Below are 25,245 nucleotides of genomic sequence, written 5' to 3' on the forward strand. Positions count from 1 at the left end.
CCATGGCGGCCGTCTCCGGGGCGCGCGTGGACGCGTGCGCCCCGGACGGTCACCGTCCTGGCCTCAGTAAGGGCCTCCGGTCCCGCACGACCGTGCACCACCTCCAAGAAACCCACGTCAGAGCCGACGTGTCACCCGTCCGGAGGAGCCGCCGTGACAGCCCATCCCGTCGACGAGAAACTGCCCGCACTGAAGATGGCCACCACGGGCCTGCAGCACGTGGCCGCCATGTACGCGGGAGTCGTCGCCCCGCCGCTGATCGTCGGGGCGTCCATCGGCCTCTCCGCCACCGAACTGACCTTCCTCACCGGCGCCTGCCTCTTCACGGCCGGCCTCGCCACCTTCCTCCAGACGCTCGGCATCTGGAAGATCGGCGCCCGCCTTCCCTTCGTCAACGGCGTCACCTTCGCCGGTGTCGCCCCCATGACCGCGGTGGTCGCCTCCACCAAGGACAAGTCCGACGCGCTGCCGATCATCTTCGGCGCGGTGATGGTGGCCGGCCTTCTCGGCTTCGTGGCCGCCCCGTTCTTCAGCAAGGCGGTCCGCTTCTTCCCGCCGGTGGTGACCGGCACGGTCATCACGCTCATAGGTGTGTCCCTGCTGCCGGTCGCCTTCGGCTGGGCGCAGGGTCCCAACCCGGCGGCGGACGACTACGGTTCGACGACGTACCTCGGCCTGGCCGCCGCGACTCTCGTGATCGTGCTGCTCCTTCGCCGCTTCACACGCGGCTTCGTCAAGCAGATCGCCGTGCTGCTGGGCCTGATCATCGGGACGCTGGTGGCCATCCCGTTCGGCGTCACGGACTTCGCGCCCGTGGCGGACGCCGCCGTGGTCGGCTTCCCGACCCCGTTCCACTTCGGCGCACCCCAGTTCCACCTCGCCGCGATCCTCTCCCTCTGCGTGGTGATGGTGGTCTCGATGACCGAATCGACCGCGGACATGCTGGCGTTGGGCGAGATCGTCGAGCGCCCGGCCGACGAGAGGACCATCGCCGCCGGCCTGCGCGCCGACACCCTCGGCTCGGCGCTCAGCCCGCTCTTCAACGGCTTCATGTGCAGCGCCTTCGCCCAGAACATCGGACTGGTCGCCATGACCCGCATCCGCAGCCGCTACGTCGTCGCGACCGGCGGCGGCTTCCTGGTCCTGATGGGCCTGTGCCCGATGGCCGCCTCGCTCATCGCCGTCGTACCCCGCCCGGTGCTCGGCGGCGCGGGCGTCGTCCTGTTCGGCTCGGTCGCGGCGAGCGGCATCCAGACCCTGGTCAAGGCGGGCCTGGACAAGGACAACAACGTCCTGATCGTCGCCGTCTCGCTGGCCGTCGGCATCATCCCGATCACCGCGCCGGACTTCTACCACGCCTTCCCGGAGACGGCGAGGATCGTCCTGGACTCGGGCATCTCGACGGGGTGTGTCGCGGCGGTCGTCCTGAACCTGGTCTTCAACCACCTCGGCAAGGGCCGCGAGGCGCAGGACGTGACCCACCCGATGGAGTCCGGCGACCAGATCGCCGCCGTCCACTGAGCCCCGGAGGTCAGCCGATCTCGTAACTGTCCCCGTACGCCTTCCACTTGAACGGTGTCGAGGTCGAGAGGGCCGCGTCGAGGAGGACTCGCCGGGCCGTCTCGACCCGGCTGACGTCGCTGTGGGCCGCCGCCTGCCCCATCGCCCGCACACGGGCGCGATGAAGACTGGCGCGGCGACTTGGGAATGCCGTGAGGTGCCGATAGGAAGTCACTGTGATGCGACGGGGGAGTGGGGCATGAACGAGTCGGGCCGTGTCGAGGCTTTCAGCGACGGCGTGTTCGCCATCGCCATCACCTTGCTCATCCTGGAGATCAAGGTCCCCGAAGTGGGCGAACACGGCGGCCTGTGGCATGCGTTGGGCGCCCAGTGGCCCTCGTACGCCGCGTACGTGGTGAGCTTCCTGATCATCGGCATCATGTGGATCAACCATCACCAGCTGTTCAGCTACGTCGCCCGTGTCGACCGCACCCTGATGTTCCTGAACCTGCTGGTCCTGATGGTGGTGGCCGCGGTGCCGTGGCCGACCGCGATGCTCGCGGAGTACCTGCGCGAGGACGCGGCCTCGCATGTCGCGGCGGCCGTCTACAGCCTGGTCATGGTCCTGATGGCGCTCACCTTCCAGGCCCTGTGGTGGCATCTCACCCGTACCGGACACCTTTTCGACGACAGGGTCGACGTGCCCGCGGCCAGGGCGACCCGCGTGCGCTTCGCGCTGGGCACCCTGGGCTACCCGGTGACGGTCGGCCTCGCCTTCGTCTCCGCCCCGCTCACCCTGGTCGCCCACGGTCTGCTCGCCCTGTACTACGGCTTCAACCAGGTACCGGTGCCGACCCGTCAGGACCCGGCCAGTTCATGAGGTTGGCCAGCAACTCGGCCTGCTCGACCGCGTCGTCGAGGGCATGGTGCGTGTGGCGGCGCCTGGACAGCAGGTGACGTGGCATCGTCCCCTTGGCCACCGCCCGCAGCGGCAGCCCCGCCTTCGTCGCGTACAGCGTCTTCATGTCCAGACAGCCCGAGTGCCCGAACGGGCTCTCCCCGGTGAAGCGGATCAGGTACCAGTACAGAAAGGTCCAGTCGTACGAGGCCGGGTAGCCGCACATCACCGGCTGAGCGCCGGCACAGACGTCCCTCACCCACTCGGTGAACTCGGCGAGCGCCACGGCCGGTTCGGCTCCCTCGGTCTTCAGCCGCTCCCGGTCGAGCCCGCTGACCGCCAGCGCCTGGGGCACGAACTCCTCGCTGATCGGTCGGAGTTCCCGATAGAAGGTCTGCCGCTCGGGGTCGGCGGCGGCGAAGCCGTCGGCGTCCTGTGTCCCGGCGACCGCGGCACCGAGGCTCAGCATCGAGTACGGCCCGGGGATGGGACCGTCGGCCTCGATGTCGACGGAGATGTAGCGGCTGGGTCTGACGCGTCGTGTTCTTTCGGCCATGAGGGTGGAGCATCCCAGGTGGACGGGGTGGAACGCATCCGATTTCAGTCCCGGCGGATCGCCTGTCAGGGCGTCGCCCGCGGAAGGCGGCCCGTGATGTACGAGCGGGGCAGTACGCCCATCAGTGAAGGCCCCCGGCGTCGGAGCCATCATCGCCGATGCGCTCACTGCTGATGCCCCTGCCGCCGACGGCTCCACCATTGATTCCCTCACCGTCGACCGCCCCGTCGGCCACGTCGTCCTCAAGCGCCCCGCTCCCGGCGCCCCTTCGGCCGCGGTCGGCTACTGGACCGTCGCGCGCGCCCGCGGCCGCGGAGTGGCTCCCCGGGCTCTGCGGGCGCTGACCGACTGGGCCTTCGCCACCTTCGCCGACGACGGCCTCGCCCGCCTCGAACTCCTGCACCAGGTGGACAACACGGCGTCCTGTGCGGTCGCGCACAAGTGCCGCTACGAACTCACCGCCCTGCTGCCCGCGAAGCCCCCGGCCTTCCCGCTCGACGGGCACGTCCATGCGCGGACGCGGGACGCCTGAAGGAGCTCAGAGCCCGAACAGCTCCGGCTCGTTCGTCAGCGCGCGGAAGTAGTTCTGCGGGTCGGACACGAGCCTGCGCTCCTTGAGGTCCAGCAGCCCCCCGACCGACAGCACCTCCGCGGAGACCGTGCCGTCGGTCCTGGCGATCGTCTGCGCGACCCGGAACGTCTTGCCGTCGCTCCACTCGAAGGCACACGTCACCTCGACCTCGTCGCCCGCGCGCAGCTCCCGCGCATAGCGGATGGTCGTCTCCAGGACCACCGGCCCGACCCCCTTGGCGAGCAGTTCGGAGGGGCCCACCCCGGCGGCCTGGAGTATGGACCAGCGGGCATGTTCCGCGTACTGCAGATACACGCTCTGATTCAGGTGTCCCAGGGCGTCGGTCTCGTATCCGCGGACGGTCACCGGGACGGAATACGGCTCGCTCACTGCGTTCCCTTCTCGTACTGGACTCTCGTGCCGGATGCAACGATCCCCCGATCTTGGCATGCTCATCACGTCCGACGCGGCGATGCCAGTAGATACCGCCTTCCTGTGCGCGGCTCCGAGTACTCGCCGACCTGCCAGCCCGCACGCTCCAAGGTCACCCCACAGGCCTGCCGCGCCTCGGCCACGGGCTCGTACACGGCGACGGCCTCCGGCTGCGGCGTCCTCCGCACCCGGTAGCCACCGGCCTCGGCATCCGCCCCCGCCGGCCGATGCTCCGCCGCCTCCAACGCGAGCGCGGCAGCCTGCACCAGATGTGCCCGCTCCCATCCGCAGGGCCGGTCCGTCGCCCCGTCCGGATTGGTCATCCGGCGCAGCTCCAGCAGCCCCTGCCAGGCGCTGCGCACCTCCCGGACACGGGCGGGCCCGGCCACGGGCACCTCCTCCTCGCCGCCGACACGCGCGGCGAACACCCCACCGCCGACGGCAGGCGCGGCCGACACCTCGGGCCCACCCGGCGTCACCGCCCCCTCTGCCTCCTCCGCCCCCTCCCGTATCCGATGCCCGGCCGGCGTCAGAAAGTGGTCGTGCGGCGGCCGCGGATGCCGGAAGGCGAACCCCCACTTCACCAGCGCCGCGAGCTGCGCCTCCGTCCCCCGCAGACGCCCGGTGACGGGATCGGCGGCGTCGATCACACGCCGCTGGGCGGCGGTCGGCGGTCGTGTCACGGCGTACTCCTCCCCGGCGTCGGGCCCCTGCTCCCACCTGCTTCGAAGGCTACGACGAGGCTCTGACAACCGGGCGGCACCAGGGCGTCCCGGGACCACCCCCAGGCCCCCTAGGCCGTCGGCCGAATGTTCCACCCGGCGATCACGGACCGCCCGTGCTCCGTCCCCAACCGGCACAACGTCCCCGTCGCCAGCTGGAACAGTGCCCCGCCCGACGCCGGCAGCCCGAGCCGCCGTGCCGTCAGGACCCGTAGGAAATGGCCGTGCGCCACGAGCACCACGGCGCCCTCGGTGTTGGCGAGCGCCGCGTCCACCTTGGCGAGGATCCGGTCCGCACGCTCCCCGACCTGCTCGGGAGTCTCCCCGGGGTGTTGCGGCGGTCCGGGCGCCACCCCGTCCGTGAACAGGAACCAGCCCGGCCGCTCGCGCTGGATCGCCACGGTCGTGATGCCCTCGTAGCCGCCGTAGTCCCACTCCCGCAGGTCCATGTCGATCCGCAGGTCCTGCAGCCCGATCAACTCGGCCGTCTCCCGCGCCCGCTGCAACGGACTGACGAACGCGGCCCCGATCCGATGCGACCGGATCAACGGCACCAGCCGCCGCGCCTCCTCCCGCCCCCGCTCGGTCAGTGGAACGTCCGTCCACCCCGTGTGCCGCCCGGACCGCGACCACTCGGTCTCACCGTGCCGGACGAGAAAGAGATCACCCATGGCTCACAGGCTAGGCGGGCCTACTGCCGATACCCGCTCAGGAACCGCCCGATCCGCCCGATCGCGGCCTCCAGGTCGTCCGCGTGCGGGAGGGTCAGGATGCGGAAATGGTCGGGGGTCGGCCAGTTGAAGCCGGTGCCCTGGACGACCTGGATCTTCTCGCGCAGGAGCAGGTCCAGGACGAACTTCTCGTCGTCGTGGATCTTGTGCACCTTGGGGTCGAGGCGCGGGAAGGCGTACAGCGAGCCCTTGGGCTTCACGCAGGACACGCCCGGGATCTCGTTGAGCTTCTCCCAGGCCACGGTGCGCTGCTCGTACAGGCGTCCGCCCGGGGCGGTGAGGTCGTTGATGGACTGGCGGCCGCCGAGTGCGGCCTGGATGGCGTACTGGGCGGGCGCGTTGGCGCACAGGCGCATGGAGGCCAGCATGGTCAGGCCCTCCAGGTAGTTCTTCGCGTGCTGCTTCGGGCCGGTCACCACCAGCCAGCCGGAGCGGAAGCCGGCCACCCGGTACGTCTTCGACAGCCCGCAGAAGGTGAGGACGACCAGGTCGGGGGCGAGCGCGGCCACCGAGTGGTGCACGGCGTCGTCGTAGAGGATCTGGTCGTAGATCTCGTCGGCGAAGACCATCAGGCCGTGCCGGCGGGCGAGGTCGAGGATGCCCTCGATGATCTCCTTGGGGTAGACCGCGCCGGTGGGGTTGTTCGGGTTGATGATGACCACGGCCTTGGTGCGGTCCGTGATCTTCGACGCCATGTCGTCCAGGTCCGGGTACCAGTCGGCCTCTTCGTCGCAGAGGTAGTGAACCGCCTTGCCTCCGGCGAGCGTTGTCACCGCCGTCCAGAGCGGGAAGTCGGGGGCCGGGATCAGGATCTCGTCGCCGTCCTCCACCAACGCCTGTACGGCCATCGAGATCAGCTCGGAGATGCCGTTGCCGAGGTAGACGTCGTCGACGTCGACCTCCAGGCCGAGGGTCTGGTAGCGCTGGGCGACCGCGCGGCGGGCGGAGAGGATGCCGCGGGAGTCCGTGTAGCCGTGGGCCTGCGGGAGCATCCGGATCATGTCCTGGAGGATCTCCTCCGGCGCCTCGAAGCCGAAGAGGGCCGGGTTGCCGGTGTTCAGGCGCAGCACGCTGTGGCCCGCCTCCTCCAGCGCGTTGGCGTGCTCGATCACCGGGCCGCGGATCTCGTAACAGACCTCACTGAGCTTGTTCGACTGCCGGAACTCCATGCGCGCTCGCCCCTCCGGTTTCGTGTGTTGCTTGGTTTTACCAAGTTGGAGCTTGGAAAGTCCAACAACCTGTCTAGACTGCGTCGCATGTCACGACGCCGAAGCTACGACCAGTACTGTTCCGCAGCCCGCGCCCTCGACCTCGTCGGCGACCGCTGGACCCTGCTGATCGTCCGCGAGCTGCTGGCCGGCCCCCGCCGCTACACCGATCTGCACGCGGACCTGCCGGGCGTGAGCACCGACGTACTCGCCTCACGGCTGAAGGACATGGAGCGGGACGGGCTGACCAGCAGGCGTCGACTGCCGCCGCCGGGCGCCGCGTACGTCTACGAACTGACCGCTCGGGGGCGGGAGTTGCTGCCCGTGCTGCAGGCGCTGAGCGTGTGGGGGCAGAGCGAGCTGGACGAGCGGCGGCCGACCGACGCCCTGCGCGCCCACTGGTTCGCCCTGCCCCTGCTGCGCTCGCTGGAGGGTTCCGCGGGGGAGGGACTCGTCGAAGTGCGGCTGGAGGAGGGGGACTTCCACTTGTGCGTCGGTGCCGAGGAGGGGCCCGTGTACGGCTACGGGCCCGCTCCCGGCGAACCCGAGGCGCGCCTCGCCCTGGACGCCGACACCTGTACGGCCATCAGCCGCGGGGAGTTGAGCATGACCGAGGCCGTGCGGGAGGGGCGGGTCACGGTGACCGGCGACGGCACGCTCGCGAAGGCGCTGCGCGAGGCGTGAAAAGGGAAGAAGGCCCGCTGGACGCGGGCCTTCTGTCGAACCGTCAGGCGCCCGGCGGCACCCGCGAAGGCCGCCCCGACCCACGCGTCAGCGCATGCCCGCCGATCCCCGCGAGCGCGGCCAGCAACGCGCCCACCGCGGTCCACACCCAGCGGTCCGACCACCAGCCGGAGTCCCAGCCGCCGTCGGGCTCGATGCTCGACAGTACGGCGGCCTTCGACGAATCCCCGTCCGCCGCCTCGGACTTGGAGGTGACGGCGATCCCCGGCACCAGGGGTTCGGCAAGTGAACCGTCCACCGCCGCCGAGCCGCCGACGTCCTTGGAGTCGACCCGGACCGAGGCGTCGACCGGCTGGCCCAGGTCGGCCGTGGTCAGGTTCAGCGCCGTCAGCCGGATGTAGTAGGTGCCCGGCAGCGGATCACTGGCCCAAGGCTCGGACCAGGAGCGGACCGTGCGCAGCACACAGGCCAACTCGACGGACGAGGCCCCCTGTTCGACCGTGCGGGTCTGCGCCCCGTACTGGCAGGACTGGCGGCGGCGCAGACCGTCGTACACATCGATCTGCCAGGACTGGGCCGCGTGCGTGGACGGCAGCTTCACCGTCGCCCTGACGGTGGGGCGTTGGCCCGCGTCCGCCGCGAACGACCAGTACAGGTAGTCGCCGGTGGACGCGCTCGCCGTGGCCTGCCGGCCCTGCTCGATCTCGGCCGCCGTACGGAAGGACGTACCCGCCGTGGTCGGTGCCGAGCTGTCGTCCGAGGACGCCGAGGGCGACGGCGAGGAGTCGGCGACCGCCGGGGAGACCGCCAGGCCCAGCATGAGCGCCGCCGCGCCCAACACTCGTGTGATCCGCATCAGTTGGTCCTCCAGACCGCGACCCGCCAGCGTGACAGCCAGCCCCAGATCAGACCGGCCAGGAAGCCGACCAGCACCAGCACACCGAGCAGCCACCAGCCGCGGCCGAGGCCGAAGGAGGCCACGTCGCTCGCCTTCGACGGGGCGTCGACGACGTCCACGGTCAGCTCGACCGGCATACCGGGCGTGGTCTTCACCCCCGAGGCCGCCGAGAAGGAGTTGGTGACCTGGAGGCACACGGTCTCGGCCGTCGCGTCGTCCTCGTCGCTCTCCGGCCTCGGGTACCGCAGGCCTGTGGAGATCGCGTCCGTACGGCCGTTGCCCGCCGCCTCGCCGCGCACGATCTCCCGGCCGTGCAGGGTGATCGCGCGCAGCAGCACGCCGTACGACGGGTTCACGGCCCGGTCCGCCGACACGCTCACCGAAGTCCGCAGCTCCTGGCCGGGGTTGACGTCCACCTTGTACCAGCGCTGCTGCCCGAACTCCTCGCGGTCGGTGTACAGGCCGGACTTCAGGGTCGGTGCGCTGCTGCACTGCGCCGCGCCCTCCGTCGCCACCGGCGTCACCACCGGGTCGGCCGCGCGGTCCACCAACTGGTTGACCTTGTCGGTGAGTTCGTCGGTGTGCTCGACCGAGGTGTACGTGCCGCCGGTCGCCTCGGCGATACAGCTGAGCTGCTTGTTCAGCTTGGTGTTCGGGACCAGGCCGAGGGTGTCGATGGTCATTCCGATGCCCTTGGCGGCGATCTCGCGGGCCACCTCGCACGGGTCGAGCGGGGCGCAGGTGTCCTCGCCGTCGGTGATCAGCACGATCCGCTTGGAGCCGTCCCCGTCGGCCAGGTCGTCGGCCGCCTTCAGCAGCGCGGGGCCGATCGGCGTCCAGCCGGTCGGCGAGAGGGTCGCCACCGCCGTCTTGGCCTCGGTGCGGTCCAGCGTGCTGACCGGGTAGAGCTGCGCGGTGTCCTTGCAGCCCGTCTGCCGGTCATTGCCCGCGTAGTCGGCGCCGAGCGTGCGGATGCCGAGCTGGACGTCCTCGGGCGTCGCGTCGAGCACCTCGTTGAAGGCCTGCTTCGCCGCCGCCATCCGGGTGCCGCCGTCGATGTCCCGGGTCCGCATGGAGCCGCTGACGTCGAGCACGAGGTCGACCCTGGGGGTCGCCCCACTCGTGGGTTCGCCGGCGGCCGCCGCGGCCGGGAAGGCGAGCCCGGCCGCCAGGGTGGCGAGCAGGGCGCACACTCCTGCCGCCAGCCGTTGTGTTCTGATCATCGGCGGATCCTATTGATCAGGTGCGCCGTGATCCAAAACGAGCGGTGTGGTATGTGACATACCACTGAAAATTTCACTGGTATGTCACATACCACTGGTCAGCACAGGGGGTTGGGCAGCTCGGCCCACTGGTCCCCGGGCCTCCCGGGCGACATCCGCATCAACGTCAACGCCTTCGTGGGCAGCGGCTGTTCGAGCAGCGCCACGAGGTCGGGAGTGCGCGGCAGATCCCGTACGGCCGTCTCCAGCGCCGTCCCCAACGCCGTCGCCGAACCCGCCGTACCGGCCAGGGCGCCCGCCACCAGCGAGCCGAACAGTTTGCGGCGCAGGGTGGTTTCGTCGTCCGTGACGATCCGTCCGGTCAGCTCCGGGGCCGGGATGCCGTGCCCGGCGAGCCGTGCCGGGCTGACGCGGATGTCGGCGAGGTCGCGGTAGACGAGCCGCAGCGGGGCACCCGTCTGCTCCAGGACGACCAGCAGGTTCTGACCGTGCGCCTCCAGGGCCACACCCAGCTCCAACAGGCGCAGGCCGACGGTGAGGGTGAGACGGGTGAACTCGGCCAGCCAGGACGGGGATTCGGGCAGCGCGGTGGTGGCCAGCGCCGCCACCGGCACGACCCGCTCGCCCCGGTCCGTCGCCGCGTACGTCTGCGGCGACTCCCGCAGTACGGCCGCCAGGTCGGGGGAGCCGGCCGTGGCCGCGCCCAGTGTGCGGGTGACGTGCAACAGGCCGTCCGAGCGCGCCGCCAGCGACTCCGCGAAGGAGGACAAGGTGGCCGAGACGCCGACCGAGTAGACCGAGATGTCCCGCACCGACGACGTCAGCCGGGCGCTGAGCGCGGTCTTGACGTGCGGTCCGCCCGGCACGGCCAGCGTGCGCAGGGACATCAAGGGGTGCGCCGCGAACCCTTCCTCGCAGCTCCGCTTGAGTACATGCGCCGCCTGCCACGGATGCACCGGCAGCAACAGCCGCTCCCCGTCCCGCAGTTCATCCGGCCACACCCCCGTCACCAGACACTCCGCCGCCCGCACCGGCACGGTCCCCACCTTCACCACCTGCCGGTGCTCGGGCCCGTACGCGAGCTGCTCGGCGACCGAGAACCCCGGCCGGGAACGGCAGTTGGGGTGGTACGGATGCCCGTCCACCACCCGCTGCTCCCACTCCCAGTCCACCGTGGGCCACTGTTTCGAGCGATCCGAGCGATCCGAGCGATCCGAACCGTCTGAGCGATCCGTCCGCCCGGCCCGCGAGAGCGCCAGAGAGGCCACGCTGTGCCCCAGTTCGGCCGCGAAGTCGATGCCGTGCGGTACGGCGAGGTCCGTCATCAGCCGCGCCGGATGGTCGTACGCCACCTCGCCGAGCCGTACCTCGGTGACGTACGCGGCGGTCGCGTACGGGTCCGCGGCCGGGCCGTGCAGCCGGCGCCCGTCCCGCAGCCGCAGGGCGAGTCCCTCCCGGCCGGGCTCCCGGCCCGTGATCCACGGCAGTGGCTCATGGGCGAGCGCCCGCCACAGCCGGGTCAGTACGGCCGCCCGCGCGCCCGGCAGTTCGGCCGCGTACCGTGACAGGAGGCCGGGGCGTACGGCGGCCAGCTCGTCGGCGACCTCGGCCTCCGCGGGGTGGGGACGGTGCACGGGCGGGCTCCTCGGGTACGAGTAGGGCGTCACGGACAGGGGGCGACGGCATACATACTGATCGTCTCCGCCCGAACGGACCCCAGGGAACGAATGGATCGCGTGGAACTCATCCCCCCGCCGGCCGGTGACGACGCCGCCGGCGCCGACGCGTACGCGGCCGTGCCGCTGCTCAACTGCCTGTTGCGCGAGGTCGCGGAGCCCGTCGCGCAGGGCATGTACCGGCTGCCCGGCATCGACCGGCTGCTCAGGGTGCGCGGCGGACGCCGGCCCGCCGAGCCCGAGGTGCGGGCGGACGGCCACTGGCAGCACATCGGCCACACCGAACTCGTCAAGCTCGTCACGGAGGAGCTCCGCCGCCACACGGGCCTCTCCAACCACGAACTCCCCGCCGAGATGATCGACAGCCGCGACGCCGTGGCCGCGCTCCTCGCCGCCCGCGCCCGGTCGACGGCGCCCGAGGACCCGTACCTGCGCTCCGAGCAGTCCCTCATCACCGGCCACCCCTACCACCCCGCTCCCAAGGCCCGCGGCGGCGGTCCGGTCGCCGCCTGGCTGCCGTACGCCCCCGAGGCGCACGCCCGCTTCCCGCTGGCGCTGCTCGGTGTGCGCGAGGACACGCTCGTGGAGGAGGGCGACACCTCGGCGCTGGACGCGCTCGGGGAGGCACCGCCCGGCTACCGGCTGCTGCCCGCGCACCCCTGGCAGCTCGACCTCGTCGACCTCGCCGAGCCGTTCGCGGACGGCCGTCTGGTCCACCTGGGCACGACCGACTTCGACGCCTGGCCGACGGCCGCGATCCGCACGCTGTACACGCCTGAGCGCGACCTGTTCCTGAAGTTCAGCCTGGACGTGCGCATCACGAACGACATCCGGCGGCTGTGGCGCCACGACCTGCTGAAACTCCGCCGGACGGACGAGGCCGTCGCCCATGCCTTCGCGGCGGGTCCGGCGGCCTGGCTGAGCGACCGCGGCTACCGCACCGCCGACTTCGCCTTCGAGGAACTCGCCGTCCTCGTCCGCGACGGACTGCACGGCCATCTCCTGCCCGGCGCGACCCCGCTGTTGGCCGCGGGCCTGGTGGAGGGCTTCGACGGCAGTCCGCTCGACGGCGCCGACGATCCGGCGGAGTGGTGGGAGGCGTATCTGAGGGCGGTCGTACCCCCGGCCCTTTCCGCCTTCGCCGACCACGGTGTCGTACTCGAAGCACATCTGCAGAACACACTCGTCGCCGTCGATGCCGACGGTCTGCCCGTGCAGGCGCTGTTCCGGGACGCGGAGGGCGTGAAGCTGCTGCCGGACGTGGAGCGGGCGGCCGGGTGGGAGCGGCTGGTGTACTGCCTGGTCGTCAACCACCTCACCGAGGTCGCCGGCGCCCTCGCCGAGCGCCACCCCGGCCTCGACCCCTGGCCCGCCGCACGCCGCGCGTTCGCCCGCCACGACCTCCCCGAGACCGCCGGCCTCCTCACCTCGCCCACCCTCCCCGGCAAGACCAACCTCCTCCTGCGATGGACCGGCGCCGACGGCGCGGACGCCCGCTACCTGCCGTTGCCTAATCCGCTGGCCGGGCGGGCGTCGGTGCCTCCCACGTCAGGGTGAGACCCGCGTAGAGATAGCGGCTCGCCTCGATGGCGAGCAGCAGCACGGTGTCCCCGGGAGTGATACGGCCCTCGGTCCATCCCGCGTCCAGGGCCAGCGGGACGGCGGCGGAGCCGGTGGCCCCGACGTCGGCGAGGTTCTCCACGACACATTTCTGCAGCGCCGCGTGATCCTGCGCCGACAGCCCCGCCTCCTCGAACTCCCGGCTGAAGTACTCGGCATTGCCCTCCGGCAGCACACAGGCGTCGATCTCGTCGAGGGCCAGACCGGAGCGGTCCAGCATGTCCCGCAGCCCCTCGACGAACACCCGGGGCCCGAAGGCGGCGGTACCGGTGATGTCCAGGCGGATGTCCATCAGCCGCCGGCGCTGCCGCTGGACCGACGGCGGCGCGTCCGTGCCACCGCCCACGACCAGCATCCCCGGCCTGCGTGTCCCGCCCAGGCACTGGGTGGCGAAGACGGAGGCCGGCGCGGCGGGTTCCGGCGCCTCGTCGCCGGCCCTGAGCACCGCCGCCCCCGCGCCGTCGCCGAAGGTGTAGACGGTCAGCCGGTCCCGCATGCGGACGGCCATCGGGTCGCCGCCGAGGTACACGTCGGCCAGCAGCGGGGAGATGGACTCCGCGCCGATCACCAGGGCGGTGCGGTAGGTTCCGTCCGCCAGCAGTCGGCGCGCGTAGTCCATGGCCTGGACCGCACCCACACAGCCCGCCCGCACCTCGACCACGGCACAGCGCTCGAGACCCAGCCGCTCCTGCACATACGTGCCGACGACGGGCAGCGGATGGTCCGGGCTCGCGGTCGACGTCACCAGCAGCTCCACCTCCGAGGCCGCCATCCCGGCCCGCCGCAGCGCCTGCCGCGCGGCGGCGGTGGCCATCTCGGCGGTGCCGGTGCGGTGTGTGCCGGTCTCCGGATCCACGATCCAGTGCCGGCGCTGCACCTCGATGCCGGCCAGGACGTCCTCGGGCAGCGGGCCGCACAGCCGTTCCAGTGTGGCGTTGTCGATGGGGTCGCCCGGCAGCTCGGCTCCGGTGCTGACGACGGACACATGCTTGGGCATGGCTCAGAACTCCGTTCCGGGACGCAGGACGAGGGCGATGTGCGTGCCGCCGAGTGACGAGCTGTTGATCAGGACGGGACCGGCCGCGCCACCGCGCCGCCGGCCCTCGACGGCCAGGGCGACGCTGAGATGGGCGCCCGCTCCGACGGGTTCGCCGAGCACGCGCTTGGGCGCCAGCACCTCGGCCCGCACGTCCAGCCGGCGCAGCGCCCGCTCCTCCGGGCGGTCGACGGCGGGGATCCCGGCGGCGTTGGCCCAGACGGCGGTGAGCTCCTCCGGCCGGGTGCCGGCATCCGCGAGCGCCTTGCGCATGGCCCGGTACAGCCCGTCGCCCCGCGGGTCCCAGCGGCCCGCGCCCGCGGCGTCGTACGCCGTGCCGTGCCCCAGCAGCTCGCCGAGGACGACGGCCCCCCGGGCCCGCGCGGAGGACTCCCGCTCCAGCACGAGCGCGATACCGCCCTCGGCGAGGCCGTAGTGCCGTCCGGCGGGTCCCCCGGTCAGTGGCAGCCTGCGGTACGCCTCGGCCGCGGTGTCCGTCAGATCGTCGACGGCCGGGCACAGCACCGCGTCCGCGGTGCCGGTACGCAGCATGTCGTGCGCGATGGACAGGGCGGAGGCGCCGGCCGCGTGTGCGGCGGCCGCGGTGGACGTCGGGCCCTTGGCGCCGAGGACCATGGCGATCTGGCCGGCGGCGGCGTTGTAGACCGTGTTGGGGAAGATGGCGGGATTGCCCGCGGCCGCCCCCTCCTCCAGCACGGGCCGCAGGAAGTCCTCGGTGCTGCGCATGGGGCCCAGGCCGCTGCCGAGTACGACGCCGACGCGTTCGTCCGGCGTCAGGCGCGCGTCCTCGAGCGCCCGGCGGCAGGAGACGATGGCCAGCCGGCCGAGCCGGTCGACCCGGCGCCGCTCACCCGGTGCCATCGCGGCGCCCGGATCGGCGTCCAGGCGGGCCAGCCGCAGCCCGTTCTCCCGGACGCCCGCGGGGGCACCCGAGCGGAAGGCACGCCACAGCTCCTCCGGCGAGGCGCCCGAGGGGGTGAGCACGCCGATGCCGGTGATCACCACCCGCTCCTCCCACGGGGTGGCGGGCAGCGCGGCACGCGCACCGGGACGGGAGAACGCGACGGTCGCGTTGGCACCGGCGAAGGCGAAGTTGTTCGACAGCGCCACGTCCATGGCCATCGGCCGGGCGCTTCCCGGTACGGCGTCGAGGCCGCAGCGCGGATCCGGCTCCGTGAACCCGGCCGTGGGCGGGGCGAGTTGCTCCTCCAGGGCGGACACCGTCACGATCGCCTCCACCGCGCCGGCGGCGCCGAGCAGATGGCCGATCATCGACTTCACGCTGCTGAGCGCGACCTTCTCGGCCGCCTCTCCGAGCGCGGCACGCACGGCGTTGCTCTCGGCGGAGTCGTTCTTCGGGGTGCCGGTGCCGTGCCCATTGACGTACGGCACGTCCTCCACCGTCAGCCCCGAGGTGCGCAGGGCGCTGCGGATGGCGCGGGCGGCGCCCTCGCCCCGCGGGTGCGGCGCGGTGGCGTGGTGACCGTCCGCGGACAGGCCGTAGCCGAGCAGTTCGGCCAGCACCGGCGCGCCCGCGGCACGGGCCACGGACTCCTCGGCGAGCACCAGCATGCCGCTGCCCTCGCCCAGCGAGAGGCCGTCGCGGTGCCGGGAGTACGGCGCGGCGGGGCGGCGGGAGAGCGACTGCAGGCTGGAGAAGCCCGCGTAGGCGGTCTCGGTGAAGGCGTCGGTGCCGCCTACGAGGAAGGCCTGGGCCCGCCCCGCCCGGATCGCCTCCACCGCGTGCGCCAGGGCGTGCGCACCCGAGGCGCAGGCGGTGTTCACCGAGAGCACGGGGCCCTTCAGACCGAACGCGGAGGCCAGGATCTCGGCGATGGTGTGCGGCGAGAGCAGCAGCAACTCCCGCGCGTCGTCCGGGGTGAGCGCATGCGCGGCGGCCCGCCGCAGGACCCGCTCCGCGCTCTGCGTCCCACCGTTGCAGCTGCCGATCGCCACGCCCCACTGCTCGGCGGGCAGGTCCGGCAGACCGTGCGCGGACATCGCCTCGCGGGCGGCGGCCAGCGCCAGGTCGACCGCGCGCTCGTGCTCGCGGGCGCCGAGGTCGGCGAGATAGTCGTAGCCGGTCGGCGGCAGCGGCGCGGTGACCTCGCCGCCGATGTCGGTGGCGCACCCCTCCGTCGACAGGCCGCGGACCCGGTCGATCGCCACCTTGCCGGCCCGGACCCCGTGCCACAGGGCCTCGACGCCGGCGCCCTGGGAGGTCACCGCGCCCATGGCGGTGACCACCACGCGCTTCGTCTTCTTCATTCGGTCCGTCCTTCCGGGAACCTGCGCAGGGACAGGGCCACGGCCTGGCCTTCCAGCCCGCGGGCGAGAGCGAGTGCCGTACGGGGAGCGGCGTCGCGCGGGGTACCGCGGACGCAGTCGAGGTCGCAACCCGGGGCCGGTTCTTCGAGGTTGAGGGTCGCGGGGATGGTGCCGTGATGGAGCGCCAGCGCCGCCACCGCGGTGTTCAACGCCCCGGCGGCACCCACCAGGTGGCCGGTCTGCGGTTTGACACTGGTGATCGCGGCCGCCTTGGCGGTGTCGCCCAGGGCGTCCTTCAGGGCGGCGATCTCACTGGTGTCGCCCTGGACGGTCGCGCAGCCGTGCGCGGCGACGAAGTCCGTGACCGGCTCCCGGTCCGCGTCCTTGAGGGCGTGGCCGACGGCCCGGGCGAGACCACGGCCGCGCGGGTGCGAACCGGGCGGCCGTACGCAGTCGGTGCCGGCGCCGAATCCGTCGATCTCCGCGTAGACGCGGGCACCACGGGCGAGTGCGTGGTCGCGTTCCTCCAGGACGAGCAGTGCCGCGCCCTCACCGAAGACCGAGCCGTCGTGCTCCCGGTCGAAGGGGCGGAACGCGCGCTCGCCCCGTTCGTTGCGGCCGGTGAGCACACCGAGTCCGTCCATCTTCGACATCGTCCACCAGGAGGTGGGCTCGTCGTAGCCGCCCGCCACCGCCACGTCCGCCTCGCCCCTGCGGATCGCCCGCATGGCGCGGCCGATGGCGAAGGAGCCCGCGTCCGCGGTGCCGGCGAAGAAGTCGTTGGCCCCGCGGATGCCGTGCCTGCTGGAGACGTGGAACAGCGCGGCCGGCTGCAGCCCCTCGACGTAGAACAGCGGCGCCAGCACCGAGGACGCCGTCCGGCCCAGCCGGTCCAGATCGACGGCGCCGTCGGGGCCGGCGACGGAGACGAGGCCGTCGGCCAGGGCGTCCATGCGGGGCATGTCCTTGCCGCTGCCGAGGAACAGGCCGGTCCGGTAGCCGAGTTCCTTCTCGCCGCCGAGTCCGGCGTCGTCGAGGGCCAGGGACGCGCCGGCCACGCCGAGCTGGTCGCCCCGGCAGAGCATGCGCAGCGACCGGCGGTGGATGAAGCGCTCGGGCCTGAAGTCCGCGATCTGCGCGCCGATCCGGGTGCGCAGCGGAGCGGGGTCGTAGCCCCGCAACGGGCCGATCCCGCTGCGCCCCGCGAGCAGCCCGTCCCAGGTCGCTGCGGCGCCCTCGCCCAGCGCGGTCAGCAGGCCGATGCCGGTGATGACGACCCGGCGGTTCACGGCGCCTCCCGACGGGTCAGGGTCAGTCGGCGCGCGGTGGCGACGGTGCGCCCGTCGACGCGGGCCTCGGCCCGTACCTCGCGGGAGTCGGCACTGCCGCCGGTCACCCGGACCGTGAGCTCCACCTGGTCGCCGGGGCCGACGAAGTGCCGGAACCGCATGGTGCGTACGCCGCTCAGGCGCCAGTTCCGCGAACCCTCGTCACAGACCAGGGCGGCGAGCTGCGCGAGGTCCTCCAGCAGCAGTACGCCGGGGAGCACCGGCCGGCGCGGGAAGTGCGTGGCGAACCACGCGTGGGTGCCGGGGACGTTGCGTACGGCCACGGCGTGACTGCCGGGCTCGAACTCCAGCACCCGGTCGAAGCCGCGGTCGGACACCGCGGCCCGCGGGGCGGTCGTGAGGTCGGTCATGTGTCCTCCGGATGCTCTGCGACGATCAGGCCGGTGTTGGTGCCGCCGAAGGCGAAGGCGTTGACGAGCGCGGCCGACACCCGCCTGTTCCGGGCCCGTTGCGGGACGTAGTCCAGGTCGAGCCGCCGGTCGGGCGTGTCGAGGTTGACGGTGGGCGGGACCACGGACTCCCGGATGGCGCCGATCGCGGCCAGCAGGTTGAGCCCCGCGCCGGCCGCGGTCAGATGGCCCGCCATGGACTTCGGCGAACTGATCACCAGACGGTGCGCGTGATCGCCGAACACCTTCTTGATCGCGACGGTCTCCGAGAGGTCGTTGCCCGGGGTGCCGGTGCCGTGCGCCACGACGTAGTCGATGGCGGTGGGATCCAGCCGGGACTCGGCGATCGCCGCTTCCATGGCCTGTACGGCGCCCGATCCGTCGGGCGGCGAGTCGGTGATGCGCCAGGCGTTGAGCGTGGAGCCGTAGCCCACGAGCTCCGCCAGCACCCGGGCGCCGCGGGCCAGGGCGCGGTCCCGTTCCTCGAGGACGAAGGCCACTGCGCCCTCTCCCACGACGAATCCGGAGCGGTCGGCGTCGAAGGGACGGGAGGCACGCTGCGGATCGTCGTTCCACTCACTGGTCATGGCGCCCAGCAGGCTGAAGCCGAGCAGGTCGCACCAGGAGGTCAGCGAGTCGTGACCGCCGGCCACCATGAGCTCGGCGTCCCCTTCCTGGATGCAGCGGTACGCCTCCCCGACGGCGTGCCCCGAGCCGGAGCAGGCGGTGCTGGTGCCGATGGCGGGGCCCCGCGCGTCGAGCGCCTGGGCGACGGCGCTCAGCGGCAGGTTCTGGTTGTCCGTCAGCACCTGACGCGGTGGCTGCCGGACGAAGGCGTCCGGACGGCCCGTCCGCTGCCGCAGCACTCCGATGTCGACCAGGAACTGCAGGTCCGGCCGGCCCACACTGGCGCCCATCGCCACCCCGCACGCGTCGGCGGGGTAGGTGCCGGGTCCGGCGCCGGCGTCCCGCAGCGCCTCCAGTGCCGCGGCCACCCCGAACCCGCCGGCGCGGCCGAGGCGGCCGGGCCCGAGGGCGGCCGGGATGGCCTTGCGGGCGTCGAAGTCGCGGACCTGCGCGGCGATGCGCACCGGGAAGGAGGAGGCGTCGAACAGGGTGAACGGGCCGACCCCCGAACGGCCCGCGCACAGGGCCCGCCAGGTCGACGGGGCGTCGTTGCCGAGCGGGGTGACGGCTCCCGCGCCGGTGATGACCACGCGTTTCATCTACACCGGCCCCCCGCCAAGCAGGGCCTCGGCCATTCGCGCGGTGTCCGCGGGGTCGTCGAGCCGTTCGGCGTCGATCAGGGCGCACATGATGCCCTCGGCCCGCAGGACGGGCTCGCCGTCGACCGACACGGTGCCGTCGAGGACGGCCGCTTCGTCGTGCCGGCCCACCACGTCGGCGGACATCCGCAGGGTGTCGCCGGGACGCACCCTGCCGTACTCGGTGACCTGGTCGACGCCCAGCAGCGCGGCGCGCCGCCGATGGCCGGTGCTGAGCAGGAACAGCCAGCTCCCGGCCTGGCACAGCGCCTCCAGGGCGAGACCGAAGGGCAGTTCGGGGCCGTCCGGGCCCGGCCGCCAGGTCGTCTCCGTCACCGAGGTCACCTTGCGGGCCGTGATGTGCCGGTCCGGTTCCCAGGACTCGATGCGGTCGATGAGATGGAATCGCATGGTCTTCTCCTCTTCCTCCTCCCGGCTACGGCCGGCCCATGCCCAGCTGCGCGGCGAGGCCGCCGTCGACGCGGACCACCTCGCCGGTGACGTACGACGACTCGGGACCGGCCAGGAAGGCGACGACCGAGGCGACGTCCTCCGTCGTGGCGAAGGCGCGCATCGGCACCTGCTGACGGATGCCCCTGCCGCCGTCCTTGGCGAGGACGTCGCCGACGAGTTCGGTGGGCACGATGCCGGCGGCCACGGCGTTCACCCGCACACCGAAGCGGGCGAGCTCGACCGCCGTGCTCCGGGTGAACGCGTTCAACGCCCCCTTGGACGCGGCGTAGTTGGACTGGCCCACCCAGCCACTGAGGCCCATGACGGAGGAGATGTTGACGATCGCCCCGTCCCGCTGGGCCATGAAGTGCCCGGCCACGGCCGCCGTGCAGTGGTAGGCGCCGCCGAAGTTCACGCGCATGACGTCCAGCCAGGCGTCGCCCGGCACGTCCCAGATCAGGCCGTTGTGGGTGATGCCGGCGTTGTTGACCAGGACGTGCAGACCACCGAGGGCGTCGGTGGCGTCCTCGACGAGCCCGCGGGCGGCCACCGGGTCCCCGACGTCGGCGTGCAGCGCGATCGCCCGCCCCCCGGCCCGCTCGATGTCCCGTACGACGGACTCGGCCTCCTCCTTGCGCGAGCGGTAGTTGACGGCCACCGCGGCACCCCGCGCCGCCAGGGCCAGCGCGACCGCGCGGCCGATACCTCGGGAGGCGCCGGTGACCAGCGCCGCGCGATCATCCAAGGACATGTGTTCCACCGTTCTCGCTCTTCTCCGTGCCGGGGCTGGGGTCGCAGACGAGCAGCACATGCGCGATGGCCAGGCCGGCCGCGTGCGACAGGGTGACCTCGGCGTGCCGCAGGTGCCTGCGCCGGGCGACCGAGGCCGCCCGGCCGTGCAGCCGCAGCGCGGGCCTGCCGCTGGCCTGGTTGACCACCTCGACGTCCGTCCAGTCGGCCATCGCGGGCGCCCCGCCCAGGGCCTTGAACACCGCCTCCTTGGCGGCGAACCGGCCCGCGAGGTGCTCGGAGCTGCGGCTGCGGCGCGAGGCGCAGTAGGACAGCTCGCGGTCGGTGAACACCCGGCCGGCCACCTCCGGTTGCTCGGTGACCAGCCGGTGCACACGTTCGACGGCGACGAGGTCGGTGCCGACGAGGATCTCAGGCGGCATCTGCGGCGGCCGCCCGATCGGTGAGCAGGTCGAGGAGGTTCTGGACGGTGAACAGTCCGAGCACGCCGTCGGCGGTGAGCGGTTCGGTCAGCAGGCTGCGGTCGAACTGCGGCAGGACCTTCTCCAGGTGCGTCAGGCCGGTGTCGTTGACGACCTCGTTCTCGTCCCCGAACTCCTCGTCCGGGATGCCGCCCTGGAGCAGGTCCCCGATGTCGTTGACCGTGATCTTGATCTTGGAGACCCGCTCGATGCGGAACAGGATGTCGAGCAGGTCGATCGACTCGGCCCCCAGGTCGCCCAGCAGGGTGGCGTCCGGCTGGACCTCGGCGGCGTCGATGCCCAGGGCGTCGGCGACCGCGTCCTGGACGACGGGAAGCAGCTCGGTGGTGGCAAGGGTCATGAGATGTCCTTCTCTCGATGGGATGACTCGTCGATCAGGGCTGCGATGCGCCGTACGTCGTTGGTGCTGCGGACCGTGGCCTCGGGGACCGTGTGCCGGGCGAACGCGCTCAGCACGCGGCCCGGCCCGACCTCCACGAAGTCGGCGAATCCGGCGTCCCGCGCGGTGGCCAGGACGTCCACCCAGCGCACCGGGGAGGCCAGTTGGCGCCGCAGCAGCTCGCGGGCGTGCTCGCCGGAGCGGATCCATTTCCCGGTCACGGAGCTCAGCACCGGGGTGTGCGGATCGGTGAAGCGGTACCGGCTCAGCTCGGCGCCGAACTCGGTCTCCAGGCCGGCCATGAGCGAGCAGTGGAACGGCGCGCCGACCGGCAGCGGGACGGTGCGCTCCGCGCCACGGGCACGGGCCAGCTCACAGACCGCGGCGACGGCCGGGGCCTCGCCGGAGACGACGGTCTGGCCCCGCTCGTTGTAGTTGGCGACCTCGACCAGGCCGTGCCGGGAGGCGTCCCGGCACGCGGCCTCGACCTGAGCCGCCGCCAGGCCGATGACCGCCGCCATACCGCCGGCGGTCCGCTCCGAGACGCCGGCCATGAGCCGGCCCCGGACCCGCACGAGCCGCAACGCGTCGAGCGGGTCGAGCACCCCGGCGGCGACCAGCGCGGTGTACTCGCCGAGGCTGTGCCCCGTCACCGCGCCGGGTGCGAAGCGGCCTTCCCGGCGGAGCACCTCGTACACCACGAGGGAGGTGGCGACCAGGGCGGGCTGGGTGATGTCCGTGGCGGCGAGTTCCTCGGCGGTGCCGGTGGTGCAGATCTCGGCCAGCGGGAGACCGAGGGTGTGCCCGGCCCGCTCCAGCAGCGGCACGGCGATGGCGCCATGGCGCCGCACCAGGTCCCGGGCCATACCGGGGCGCTGTGAGCCCTGGCCGGGGAACATGGCGAGCAAACTCATGTGTCCGTCCTTCTCGAATTCCCGGTCCGCAGTGGTTTTCTGCGCGTTCACACGCTGCGCCCGGGTTCTGGGCGGACTGCTTGAATAGGTCTTGACGGGCCTGGCCCCGGGTGCCGTCAAGAAGCTTTCAAGGGGATGGCCAACCTCCCTCGGCCACAGTGCGAACTCGTATGGGTCGCACGCGAGCACGTTCGCAGGGGAGGCACAGGGTGAAGGCCGTCCATTACCGCCGTTTCGGCGGTCCCGAGGTCCTGGAGTTCGACGAATTGCCGGACCCGACACTGGGGCCGCACGGTGTGCTGGTCCGCACCCGTGCGGCAGGGGTGAACCCGCTGGACTGGAAGGCCAGGGAAGGACTGCTCGCTTCGCTGGCGGACGCGGTCTTCCCCGTCGTCGGCGGCTTCGACGTCGCCGGGACGGTGGAGCGGGTCGGTGTCTCGGTGACGGAGTTCGCGCCCGGGGACGAGGTGATGGGCTACGTGTGGCAGGACGTCCTACGGTCCGGCACCTTCGCGGAGCTGGTCGTCGCGCCCGTCCGCACGCTGGCCCGCAAGCCGGCCGACCTGAGCTGGGAGGAGGCTGCCGCCCTGCCGCTGGCCGGGCTGGCCGCGTACCAGAGCGTGGTGCACCGGCTGCGGGTGCGGGCGGGGGAGACCGTCCTCGTGCATGCCGCCGCCGGCGGGGTCGGACTCTTCGCGGTGCAGCTCGCCCGGTGGCGCGGCGCCCGGGTGATCGGCACGGCGAGCGAGCACAACCACGACTTCCTGCGCGGGCTCGGGGTGCAGCCCGTGGCCTACGGGAGCGCCCTGGCCGAGCGGGTACGGCAGCTCGCTCCCGACGGGGTGGACGCCGTACTGGACGCGGTGGGCCGCCGGGCGCTGCGCGCCTCCCGGGAACTGCTGCGTCCCGCGGGCCGGTTGGTCTCGCTGGTGGAGCCGAAGGTGACCGAGCTGGGCGGTTCCTACGTCTTCGCCCGTCCCGACGCCGCGGATCTCGCCGCGCTCGCTCGCCTCGCCGAGGAGAAGCGGCTGGCGGTGGAGGTCGCGCGGACGTACCCGCTGGAGCAGGCCGCCGAGGCACAGCAACTGCTCCGGGAGGGGCACACCAGGGGCAAGCTCGTGCTGTCGGTCGGTGTGTGACCGAACCGGCTCCCGGCTCCGGCGCCGTCAAGGATCGTTCAAGAAGACGGCCCACACGCCCCGCCAAGACTTGTCGCCGTTCATCTGACGAAGGGACCAGCATGCCGACCGACGATTCTGCGGCAGAGCGGAACAAGAAGATCATCCGGAGGGTGTTCGACGAGTTCGTCAACAAGGGCGTCTTCTCGGTCGTCGACGAGATCTACCGCGAGGACATGATCGACCACCAGCCGCTGCCCGGCGCCCCCGAGGGCCGGTCGGGCGTCAAATACACCATCGCGGGGCTGCGTGCGGGTTTTCCCGATCTGCACGTCACCATCGAGGACATGAGCGCGCATGCCGACTATGTCGTGATCCACAACACCTGGCGCGGCACCCATCTCGGCGACTTCCTCGGCATGGCGCCGACCGGACGGCCGATGGAGTCGCGCGGTGTCGTCGTGTGGCGACTGGCGGACGGGCTGATCGCCGAGCGCTGGGGCATCGGGGTCGAGTCCAACATGCTCGCCCAGCTCGGTATGCGGCGGCTGCACCGCGGTGGCCGCACCGGGCGCCTGGAGGCGGCGGGGTCCGTCGCGGCGCCCGTGGTGAACATCCTGACCATCGCGCCCGGCAAGGCCGACCGCTGGCGCGAGCTGCAGGCCGAACTCGCCGGTCCCCGGCTGGCCGAATACGAGGCCTCCCGGCGGCGCGCGGGGATCGTACGCGAGTCCTTCTGGCTCCAGCACGACGGTGCCGAGTGCGTGGTCCACTACCTGGAGGCACGGAATCCGGCCACCGCCGGCCGGCGGCTGCTGGGTTCGCAGACGCCCTTCGACTCATGGTTGCGCGCGGCCGCCCACGAGATCTACGGCACCGATCCATGGGCGCTGCTGGCCGACGGCGGCACGGCGGCGGCCGGCCATGCCTGGACGCTGCCGGTCGAGCTGGTACCGGTCGACGCCAGGGGGTGAGGCCGGTCGTCCGAAACCGCGGGGTGTGCACGGCCGAGGCCGGGCGCACCCCGTTTTCCCGATCCCGTTCTTTACCTTTGCTTGGGCTTTTCTTTATATGTTTCGAGAAATCGCCGAATTCATGTCAATAATAAACTTCCCATAACAGGAAAGAAACCTTTCTGTGACGTCTGTCACTTCCGTAGGTGACTTAATCCTTCCGGTTCTGTTTCGGCCAATAATGGACTCGATTCTGCAATCGATCGAATGATCCACGGGGGGATCAAGTGGAATTTCGGATTCTCGGGCCGGTCGAACTGGAAGTCTCGGGAGAAGTGATCGGAATCGGCCCGCTGAAACAAAGGAGTGTTCTCGTTCCGCTCATTATCGATGTGCGCCGCCCGGTCATGCTCGACGCTCTGGTCGCCCGGGTCTGGGACGACTCCCCGCCCAGCGAGGTGCGGAACGTCCTGTACACCTACGTGACCCGGCTGCGCCGGATCCTCGAAGGGGTGGAGCGGCGCTCCGGGGAGAAGATCGAGCTGCGCCGGCAGAGCGGCGGCTACCTGCTCGACGTCGAACCCGACCTGGTGGACCTGCACCGCTTCGAGATCCTGATGGCGCGCTCGCGGCGCGTCGGCGACGACGAGGAGCGGGCCCGGCTGCAGCGGCAGGCGCTCTCACTGTGGCGGGGCACTCCGCTGGCCGACCTGCGCGGCGGCTGGTTCGGCCGGGTCCGTGAATGGATCGAGCGCCGTCGGCTCGAGGCGCTGTCGGAATGGGCCGGGACGGAGCTCCGGCTGGGCCGGCCGCTGACCGTGATCGAGGAGTTCGGCAGGGTCGTGACCGAGCAGCCGTTCGCTGAGCCCATCATCGAGCAGCTGTTGCTGGCCCTGTCCTCGGCGGGACGCCCGATGGAGGCACTCGAACTGTACGCGGCGGCCCGTCGGCGGATCGTCGACGCCATCGGCGCCGAGCCCGGGCCCTCGCTCCGCCGTACCCATGAGGCGATCCTCCGTGAGGAGGTCGACCTCATGCGGCCGGCCGGAACGCGCCACGGGACGAGGGCGACGTACGCGAACCACCACAACGACGGCGCCGGGAACGCGAAGACGGGCAGGGCGCCGGCCAGCCCGGCGAGGGCCGAGC

Annotated in this window: 25 protein-coding genes and 2 pseudogenes; 8 read left to right on the top strand and 19 right to left on the bottom strand. The window is 72.1% G+C overall.

From position 1 onward, the window contains the following. Positions 1-153: 153 nt before the first annotated feature. A complete protein-coding gene (locus ACWC09_RS38405) occupies positions 154-1,521 on the top strand; it encodes a nucleobase:cation symporter-2 family protein (protein WP_450855676.1) in 1,368 nt (455 codons plus the stop codon). A gap of 10 nt (positions 1,522-1,531) precedes the next feature. Here ACWC09_RS38405 and ACWC09_RS38410 read toward each other — a convergent pair whose 3' ends face one another. Beyond that, positions 1,532-1,672 carry a hypothetical protein gene (locus tag ACWC09_RS38410; RefSeq protein ID WP_450855677.1) on the bottom strand — a complete coding sequence of 47 codons (141 nt, stop codon included), beginning with the start codon at positions 1,670-1,672 and terminating at the stop codon, positions 1,532-1,534. 87 nt (positions 1,673-1,759) lie between these two features. Between ACWC09_RS38410 and ACWC09_RS38415 the strand changes: the two genes are divergently transcribed. Continuing rightward, the gene (locus tag ACWC09_RS38415) at positions 1,760-2,380 is read left to right on the top strand and encodes a TMEM175 family protein (RefSeq protein ID WP_450855678.1); all 621 of its coding nucleotides are present in this window, start codon (positions 1,760-1,762) and stop codon (positions 2,378-2,380) included. Here the strand turns inward: ACWC09_RS38415 and ACWC09_RS38420 are convergent. After that, complete coding sequence (locus ACWC09_RS38420; RefSeq protein ID WP_450855679.1) at positions 2,334-2,954, bottom strand: 3'-5' exonuclease; 621 nt, start codon at positions 2,952-2,954, stop codon at positions 2,334-2,336. The two genes, ACWC09_RS38415 and ACWC09_RS38420, sit on opposite strands and share 47 nt — an antisense overlap. 220 nt (positions 2,955-3,174) lie before the next feature. Between ACWC09_RS38420 and ACWC09_RS38425 the strand changes: the two are divergent. Beyond that, positions 3,175-3,486: pseudogene (locus tag ACWC09_RS38425) on the top strand (GNAT family N-acetyltransferase); the annotation flags it as partial. A 6-nt stretch (positions 3,487-3,492) separates the two neighbouring features. Here ACWC09_RS38425 and ACWC09_RS38430 read toward each other — a convergent pair. From ACWC09_RS38430 to ACWC09_RS38445, 4 genes are all read right to left on the bottom strand, one after another. After that, positions 3,493-3,915 carry an acyl-CoA thioesterase gene (locus ACWC09_RS38430; protein WP_450855680.1) on the bottom strand — a complete coding sequence of 141 codons (423 nt, stop codon included), beginning with the start codon at positions 3,913-3,915 and terminating at the stop codon, positions 3,493-3,495. A 65-nt stretch (positions 3,916-3,980) separates the two neighbouring features. Continuing rightward, positions 3,981-4,640 (bottom strand): hypothetical protein, encoded by a 660-nt coding sequence (locus tag ACWC09_RS38435; RefSeq protein ID WP_450855681.1) that lies wholly within the window; start codon positions 4,638-4,640, stop codon positions 3,981-3,983. A gap of 110 nt (positions 4,641-4,750) precedes the next feature. Continuing rightward, a complete protein-coding gene (locus ACWC09_RS38440; protein WP_450855682.1) occupies positions 4,751-5,350 on the bottom strand; it encodes a histidine phosphatase family protein in 600 nt (199 codons plus the stop codon). Positions 5,351-5,370: 20 nt separating this feature from the next. Beyond that, entirely contained in the window at positions 5,371-6,579 is a 1,209-nt protein-coding gene (locus tag ACWC09_RS38445) for a pyridoxal phosphate-dependent aminotransferase (RefSeq protein WP_450855683.1), read from the bottom strand. Positions 6,580-6,666: 87 nt separating this feature from the next. Between ACWC09_RS38445 and ACWC09_RS38450 the strand changes: the two genes are divergently transcribed. Next, positions 6,667-7,302, top strand: a complete 636-nt coding sequence (locus ACWC09_RS38450) for a winged helix-turn-helix transcriptional regulator (protein WP_450855684.1) — start codon at positions 6,667-6,669, stop codon at positions 7,300-7,302. Positions 7,303-7,345: 43 nt separating this feature from the next. Here ACWC09_RS38450 and ACWC09_RS38455 read toward each other — a convergent pair whose 3' ends face one another. The 3 genes from ACWC09_RS38455 to ACWC09_RS38465 all read right to left on the bottom strand — a co-directional run bounded on the left by ACWC09_RS38455 (position 7,346) and on the right by ACWC09_RS38465 (position 11,057). Next, positions 7,346-8,158, bottom strand: coding sequence for a hypothetical protein (locus ACWC09_RS38455; RefSeq protein ID WP_450855685.1), 813 nt, complete (start codon positions 8,156-8,158; stop codon positions 7,346-7,348). Continuing rightward, positions 8,158-9,423 (bottom strand): VWA domain-containing protein, encoded by a 1,266-nt coding sequence (locus tag ACWC09_RS38460; RefSeq protein WP_450855686.1) that lies wholly within the window; start codon positions 9,421-9,423, stop codon positions 8,158-8,160. The genes ACWC09_RS38455 and ACWC09_RS38460 overlap by 1 nt, the downstream gene beginning before the upstream one ends. A 98-nt stretch (positions 9,424-9,521) precedes the next feature. Then, positions 9,522-11,057, bottom strand: a complete 1,536-nt coding sequence (locus ACWC09_RS38465) for an IucA/IucC family protein (RefSeq protein WP_450855687.1) — start codon at positions 11,055-11,057, stop codon at positions 9,522-9,524. Between the two features lie 93 nt (positions 11,058-11,150). Here ACWC09_RS38465 and ACWC09_RS38470 point away from each other — a divergent pair, with 93 nt between their 5' ends. After that, positions 11,151-12,656: an IucA/IucC family protein gene (locus tag ACWC09_RS38470; RefSeq protein WP_450855688.1), complete on the top strand. Its 1,506-nt coding sequence runs from the start codon at positions 11,151-11,153 to the stop codon at positions 12,654-12,656. On the opposite strand, the gene ACWC09_RS38475 is transcribed toward ACWC09_RS38470, so the two are convergent. The 10 genes from ACWC09_RS38475 to fabD are packed head-to-tail and all read right to left on the bottom strand — an operon-like array spanning position 12,610 to position 22,025. Beyond that, positions 12,610-13,716 carry a 3-oxoacyl-ACP synthase III family protein gene (locus ACWC09_RS38475; protein WP_450855689.1) on the bottom strand — a complete coding sequence of 369 codons (1,107 nt, stop codon included), beginning with the start codon at positions 13,714-13,716 and terminating at the stop codon, positions 12,610-12,612. The genes ACWC09_RS38470 and ACWC09_RS38475 overlap by 47 nt on opposite strands. Positions 13,717-13,719: 3 nt before the next feature. Continuing rightward, the gene (locus ACWC09_RS38480) at positions 13,720-16,044 is read right to left on the bottom strand and encodes a beta-ketoacyl synthase N-terminal-like domain-containing protein (protein ID WP_450855690.1); all 2,325 of its coding nucleotides are present in this window, start codon (positions 16,042-16,044) and stop codon (positions 13,720-13,722) included. After that, complete coding sequence (locus ACWC09_RS38485; protein WP_450855691.1) at positions 16,041-17,333, bottom strand: beta-ketoacyl-[acyl-carrier-protein] synthase family protein; 1,293 nt, start codon at positions 17,331-17,333, stop codon at positions 16,041-16,043. The genes ACWC09_RS38480 and ACWC09_RS38485 overlap by 4 nt, the downstream gene beginning before the upstream one ends. After that, complete coding sequence (locus ACWC09_RS38490; protein ID WP_450855692.1) at positions 17,330-17,743, bottom strand: 3-hydroxyacyl-ACP dehydratase FabZ family protein; 414 nt, start codon at positions 17,741-17,743, stop codon at positions 17,330-17,332. The genes ACWC09_RS38485 and ACWC09_RS38490 overlap by 4 nt, the downstream gene beginning before the upstream one ends. After that, positions 17,740-19,008, bottom strand: coding sequence for a beta-ketoacyl-[acyl-carrier-protein] synthase family protein (locus ACWC09_RS38495; RefSeq protein ID WP_450855693.1), 1,269 nt, complete (start codon positions 19,006-19,008; stop codon positions 17,740-17,742). The genes ACWC09_RS38490 and ACWC09_RS38495 overlap by 4 nt, the downstream gene beginning before the upstream one ends. Continuing rightward, positions 19,009-19,458 carry a 3-hydroxylacyl-ACP dehydratase gene (locus tag ACWC09_RS38500; protein WP_450855694.1) on the bottom strand — a complete coding sequence of 150 codons (450 nt, stop codon included), beginning with the start codon at positions 19,456-19,458 and terminating at the stop codon, positions 19,009-19,011. It lies immediately after the preceding gene. 25 nt (positions 19,459-19,483) lie between these two features. After that, positions 19,484-20,251, bottom strand: coding sequence for an SDR family NAD(P)-dependent oxidoreductase (locus ACWC09_RS38505; RefSeq protein ID WP_450855695.1), 768 nt, complete (start codon positions 20,249-20,251; stop codon positions 19,484-19,486). Next, on the bottom strand, positions 20,238-20,672 hold the full coding sequence (acpS, locus tag ACWC09_RS38510; RefSeq protein ID WP_450855696.1) for a holo-ACP synthase: 435 nt from the start codon (positions 20,670-20,672) through the stop codon (positions 20,238-20,240). Before acpS ends, ACWC09_RS38505 begins: the two co-directional genes overlap by 14 nt. Further along, positions 20,662-21,072: an acyl carrier protein gene (locus ACWC09_RS38515; RefSeq protein WP_450855697.1), complete on the bottom strand. Its 411-nt coding sequence runs from the start codon at positions 21,070-21,072 to the stop codon at positions 20,662-20,664. The genes acpS and ACWC09_RS38515 overlap by 11 nt, the downstream gene beginning before the upstream one ends. Continuing rightward, a complete protein-coding gene (fabD, locus tag ACWC09_RS38520) occupies positions 21,069-22,025 on the bottom strand; it encodes an ACP S-malonyltransferase (protein WP_450855698.1) in 957 nt (318 codons plus the stop codon). The genes ACWC09_RS38515 and fabD overlap by 4 nt, the downstream gene beginning before the upstream one ends. 209 nt (positions 22,026-22,234) lie before the next feature. Here fabD and ACWC09_RS38525 point away from each other — a divergent pair, with 209 nt between their 5' ends. The 3 genes and pseudogenes from ACWC09_RS38525 to ACWC09_RS38535 form a co-directional block, all read left to right on the top strand. Next, positions 22,235-23,164, top strand: coding sequence for an NADP-dependent oxidoreductase (locus ACWC09_RS38525; RefSeq protein ID WP_450855699.1), 930 nt, complete (start codon positions 22,235-22,237; stop codon positions 23,162-23,164). 101 nt (positions 23,165-23,265) lie between these two features. Beyond that, positions 23,266-24,117 carry an ester cyclase gene (locus tag ACWC09_RS38530; protein ID WP_450855700.1) on the top strand — a complete coding sequence of 284 codons (852 nt, stop codon included), beginning with the start codon at positions 23,266-23,268 and terminating at the stop codon, positions 24,115-24,117. A gap of 596 nt (positions 24,118-24,713) precedes the next feature. Then, positions 24,714-25,052 (top strand): annotated as a pseudogene (locus ACWC09_RS38535) (AfsR/SARP family transcriptional regulator); the annotation flags it as partial. Positions 25,053-25,245 lie beyond the last annotated feature (193 nt).

The sequence above is a fragment of the Streptomyces sp. NPDC001617 genome (genome assembly GCF_053596855.1).

Coding starts and splice junctions, on each gene's coding strand:
- ACWC09_RS38415 (WP_450855678.1), top strand. CDS start 1,760: ATGAACGAGTCGGGCCGTGTCGAGGCTTTCAGCGACGGCGTGTTCGCC.
- ACWC09_RS38420 (WP_450855679.1), bottom strand. CDS start 2,954: ATGGCCGAAAGAACACGACGCGTCAGACCCAGCCGCTACATCTCCGTC.
- ACWC09_RS38440 (WP_450855682.1), bottom strand. CDS start 5,350: ATGGGTGATCTCTTTCTCGTCCGGCACGGTGAGACCGAGTGGTCGCGG.
- ACWC09_RS38445 (WP_450855683.1), bottom strand. CDS start 6,579: ATGGAGTTCCGGCAGTCGAACAAGCTCAGTGAGGTCTGTTACGAGATC.
- ACWC09_RS38450 (WP_450855684.1), top strand. CDS start 6,667: ATGTCACGACGCCGAAGCTACGACCAGTACTGTTCCGCAGCCCGCGCC.
- ACWC09_RS38455 (WP_450855685.1), bottom strand. CDS start 8,158: ATGCGGATCACACGAGTGTTGGGCGCGGCGGCGCTCATGCTGGGCCTG.
- ACWC09_RS38460 (WP_450855686.1), bottom strand. CDS start 9,423: ATGATCAGAACACAACGGCTGGCGGCAGGAGTGTGCGCCCTGCTCGCC.
- ACWC09_RS38470 (WP_450855688.1), top strand. CDS start 11,151: ATGGATCGCGTGGAACTCATCCCCCCGCCGGCCGGTGACGACGCCGCC.
- ACWC09_RS38475 (WP_450855689.1), bottom strand. CDS start 13,716: ATGCCCAAGCATGTGTCCGTCGTCAGCACCGGAGCCGAGCTGCCGGGC.
- ACWC09_RS38480 (WP_450855690.1), bottom strand. CDS start 16,044: ATGAAGAAGACGAAGCGCGTGGTGGTCACCGCCATGGGCGCGGTGACC.
- ACWC09_RS38490 (WP_450855692.1), bottom strand. CDS start 17,743: ATGACCGACCTCACGACCGCCCCGCGGGCCGCGGTGTCCGACCGCGGC.
- ACWC09_RS38495 (WP_450855693.1), bottom strand. CDS start 19,008: ATGAAACGCGTGGTCATCACCGGCGCGGGAGCCGTCACCCCGCTCGGC.
- ACWC09_RS38500 (WP_450855694.1), bottom strand. CDS start 19,458: ATGCGATTCCATCTCATCGACCGCATCGAGTCCTGGGAACCGGACCGG.
- ACWC09_RS38505 (WP_450855695.1), bottom strand. CDS start 20,251: ATGTCCTTGGATGATCGCGCGGCGCTGGTCACCGGCGCCTCCCGAGGT.
- acpS (WP_450855696.1), bottom strand. CDS start 20,672: ATGCCGCCTGAGATCCTCGTCGGCACCGACCTCGTCGCCGTCGAACGT.
- ACWC09_RS38515 (WP_450855697.1), bottom strand. CDS start 21,072: ATGACCCTTGCCACCACCGAGCTGCTTCCCGTCGTCCAGGACGCGGTC.
- fabD (WP_450855698.1), bottom strand. CDS start 22,025: ATGAGTTTGCTCGCCATGTTCCCCGGCCAGGGCTCACAGCGCCCCGGT.
- ACWC09_RS38530 (WP_450855700.1), top strand. CDS start 23,266: ATGCCGACCGACGATTCTGCGGCAGAGCGGAACAAGAAGATCATCCGG.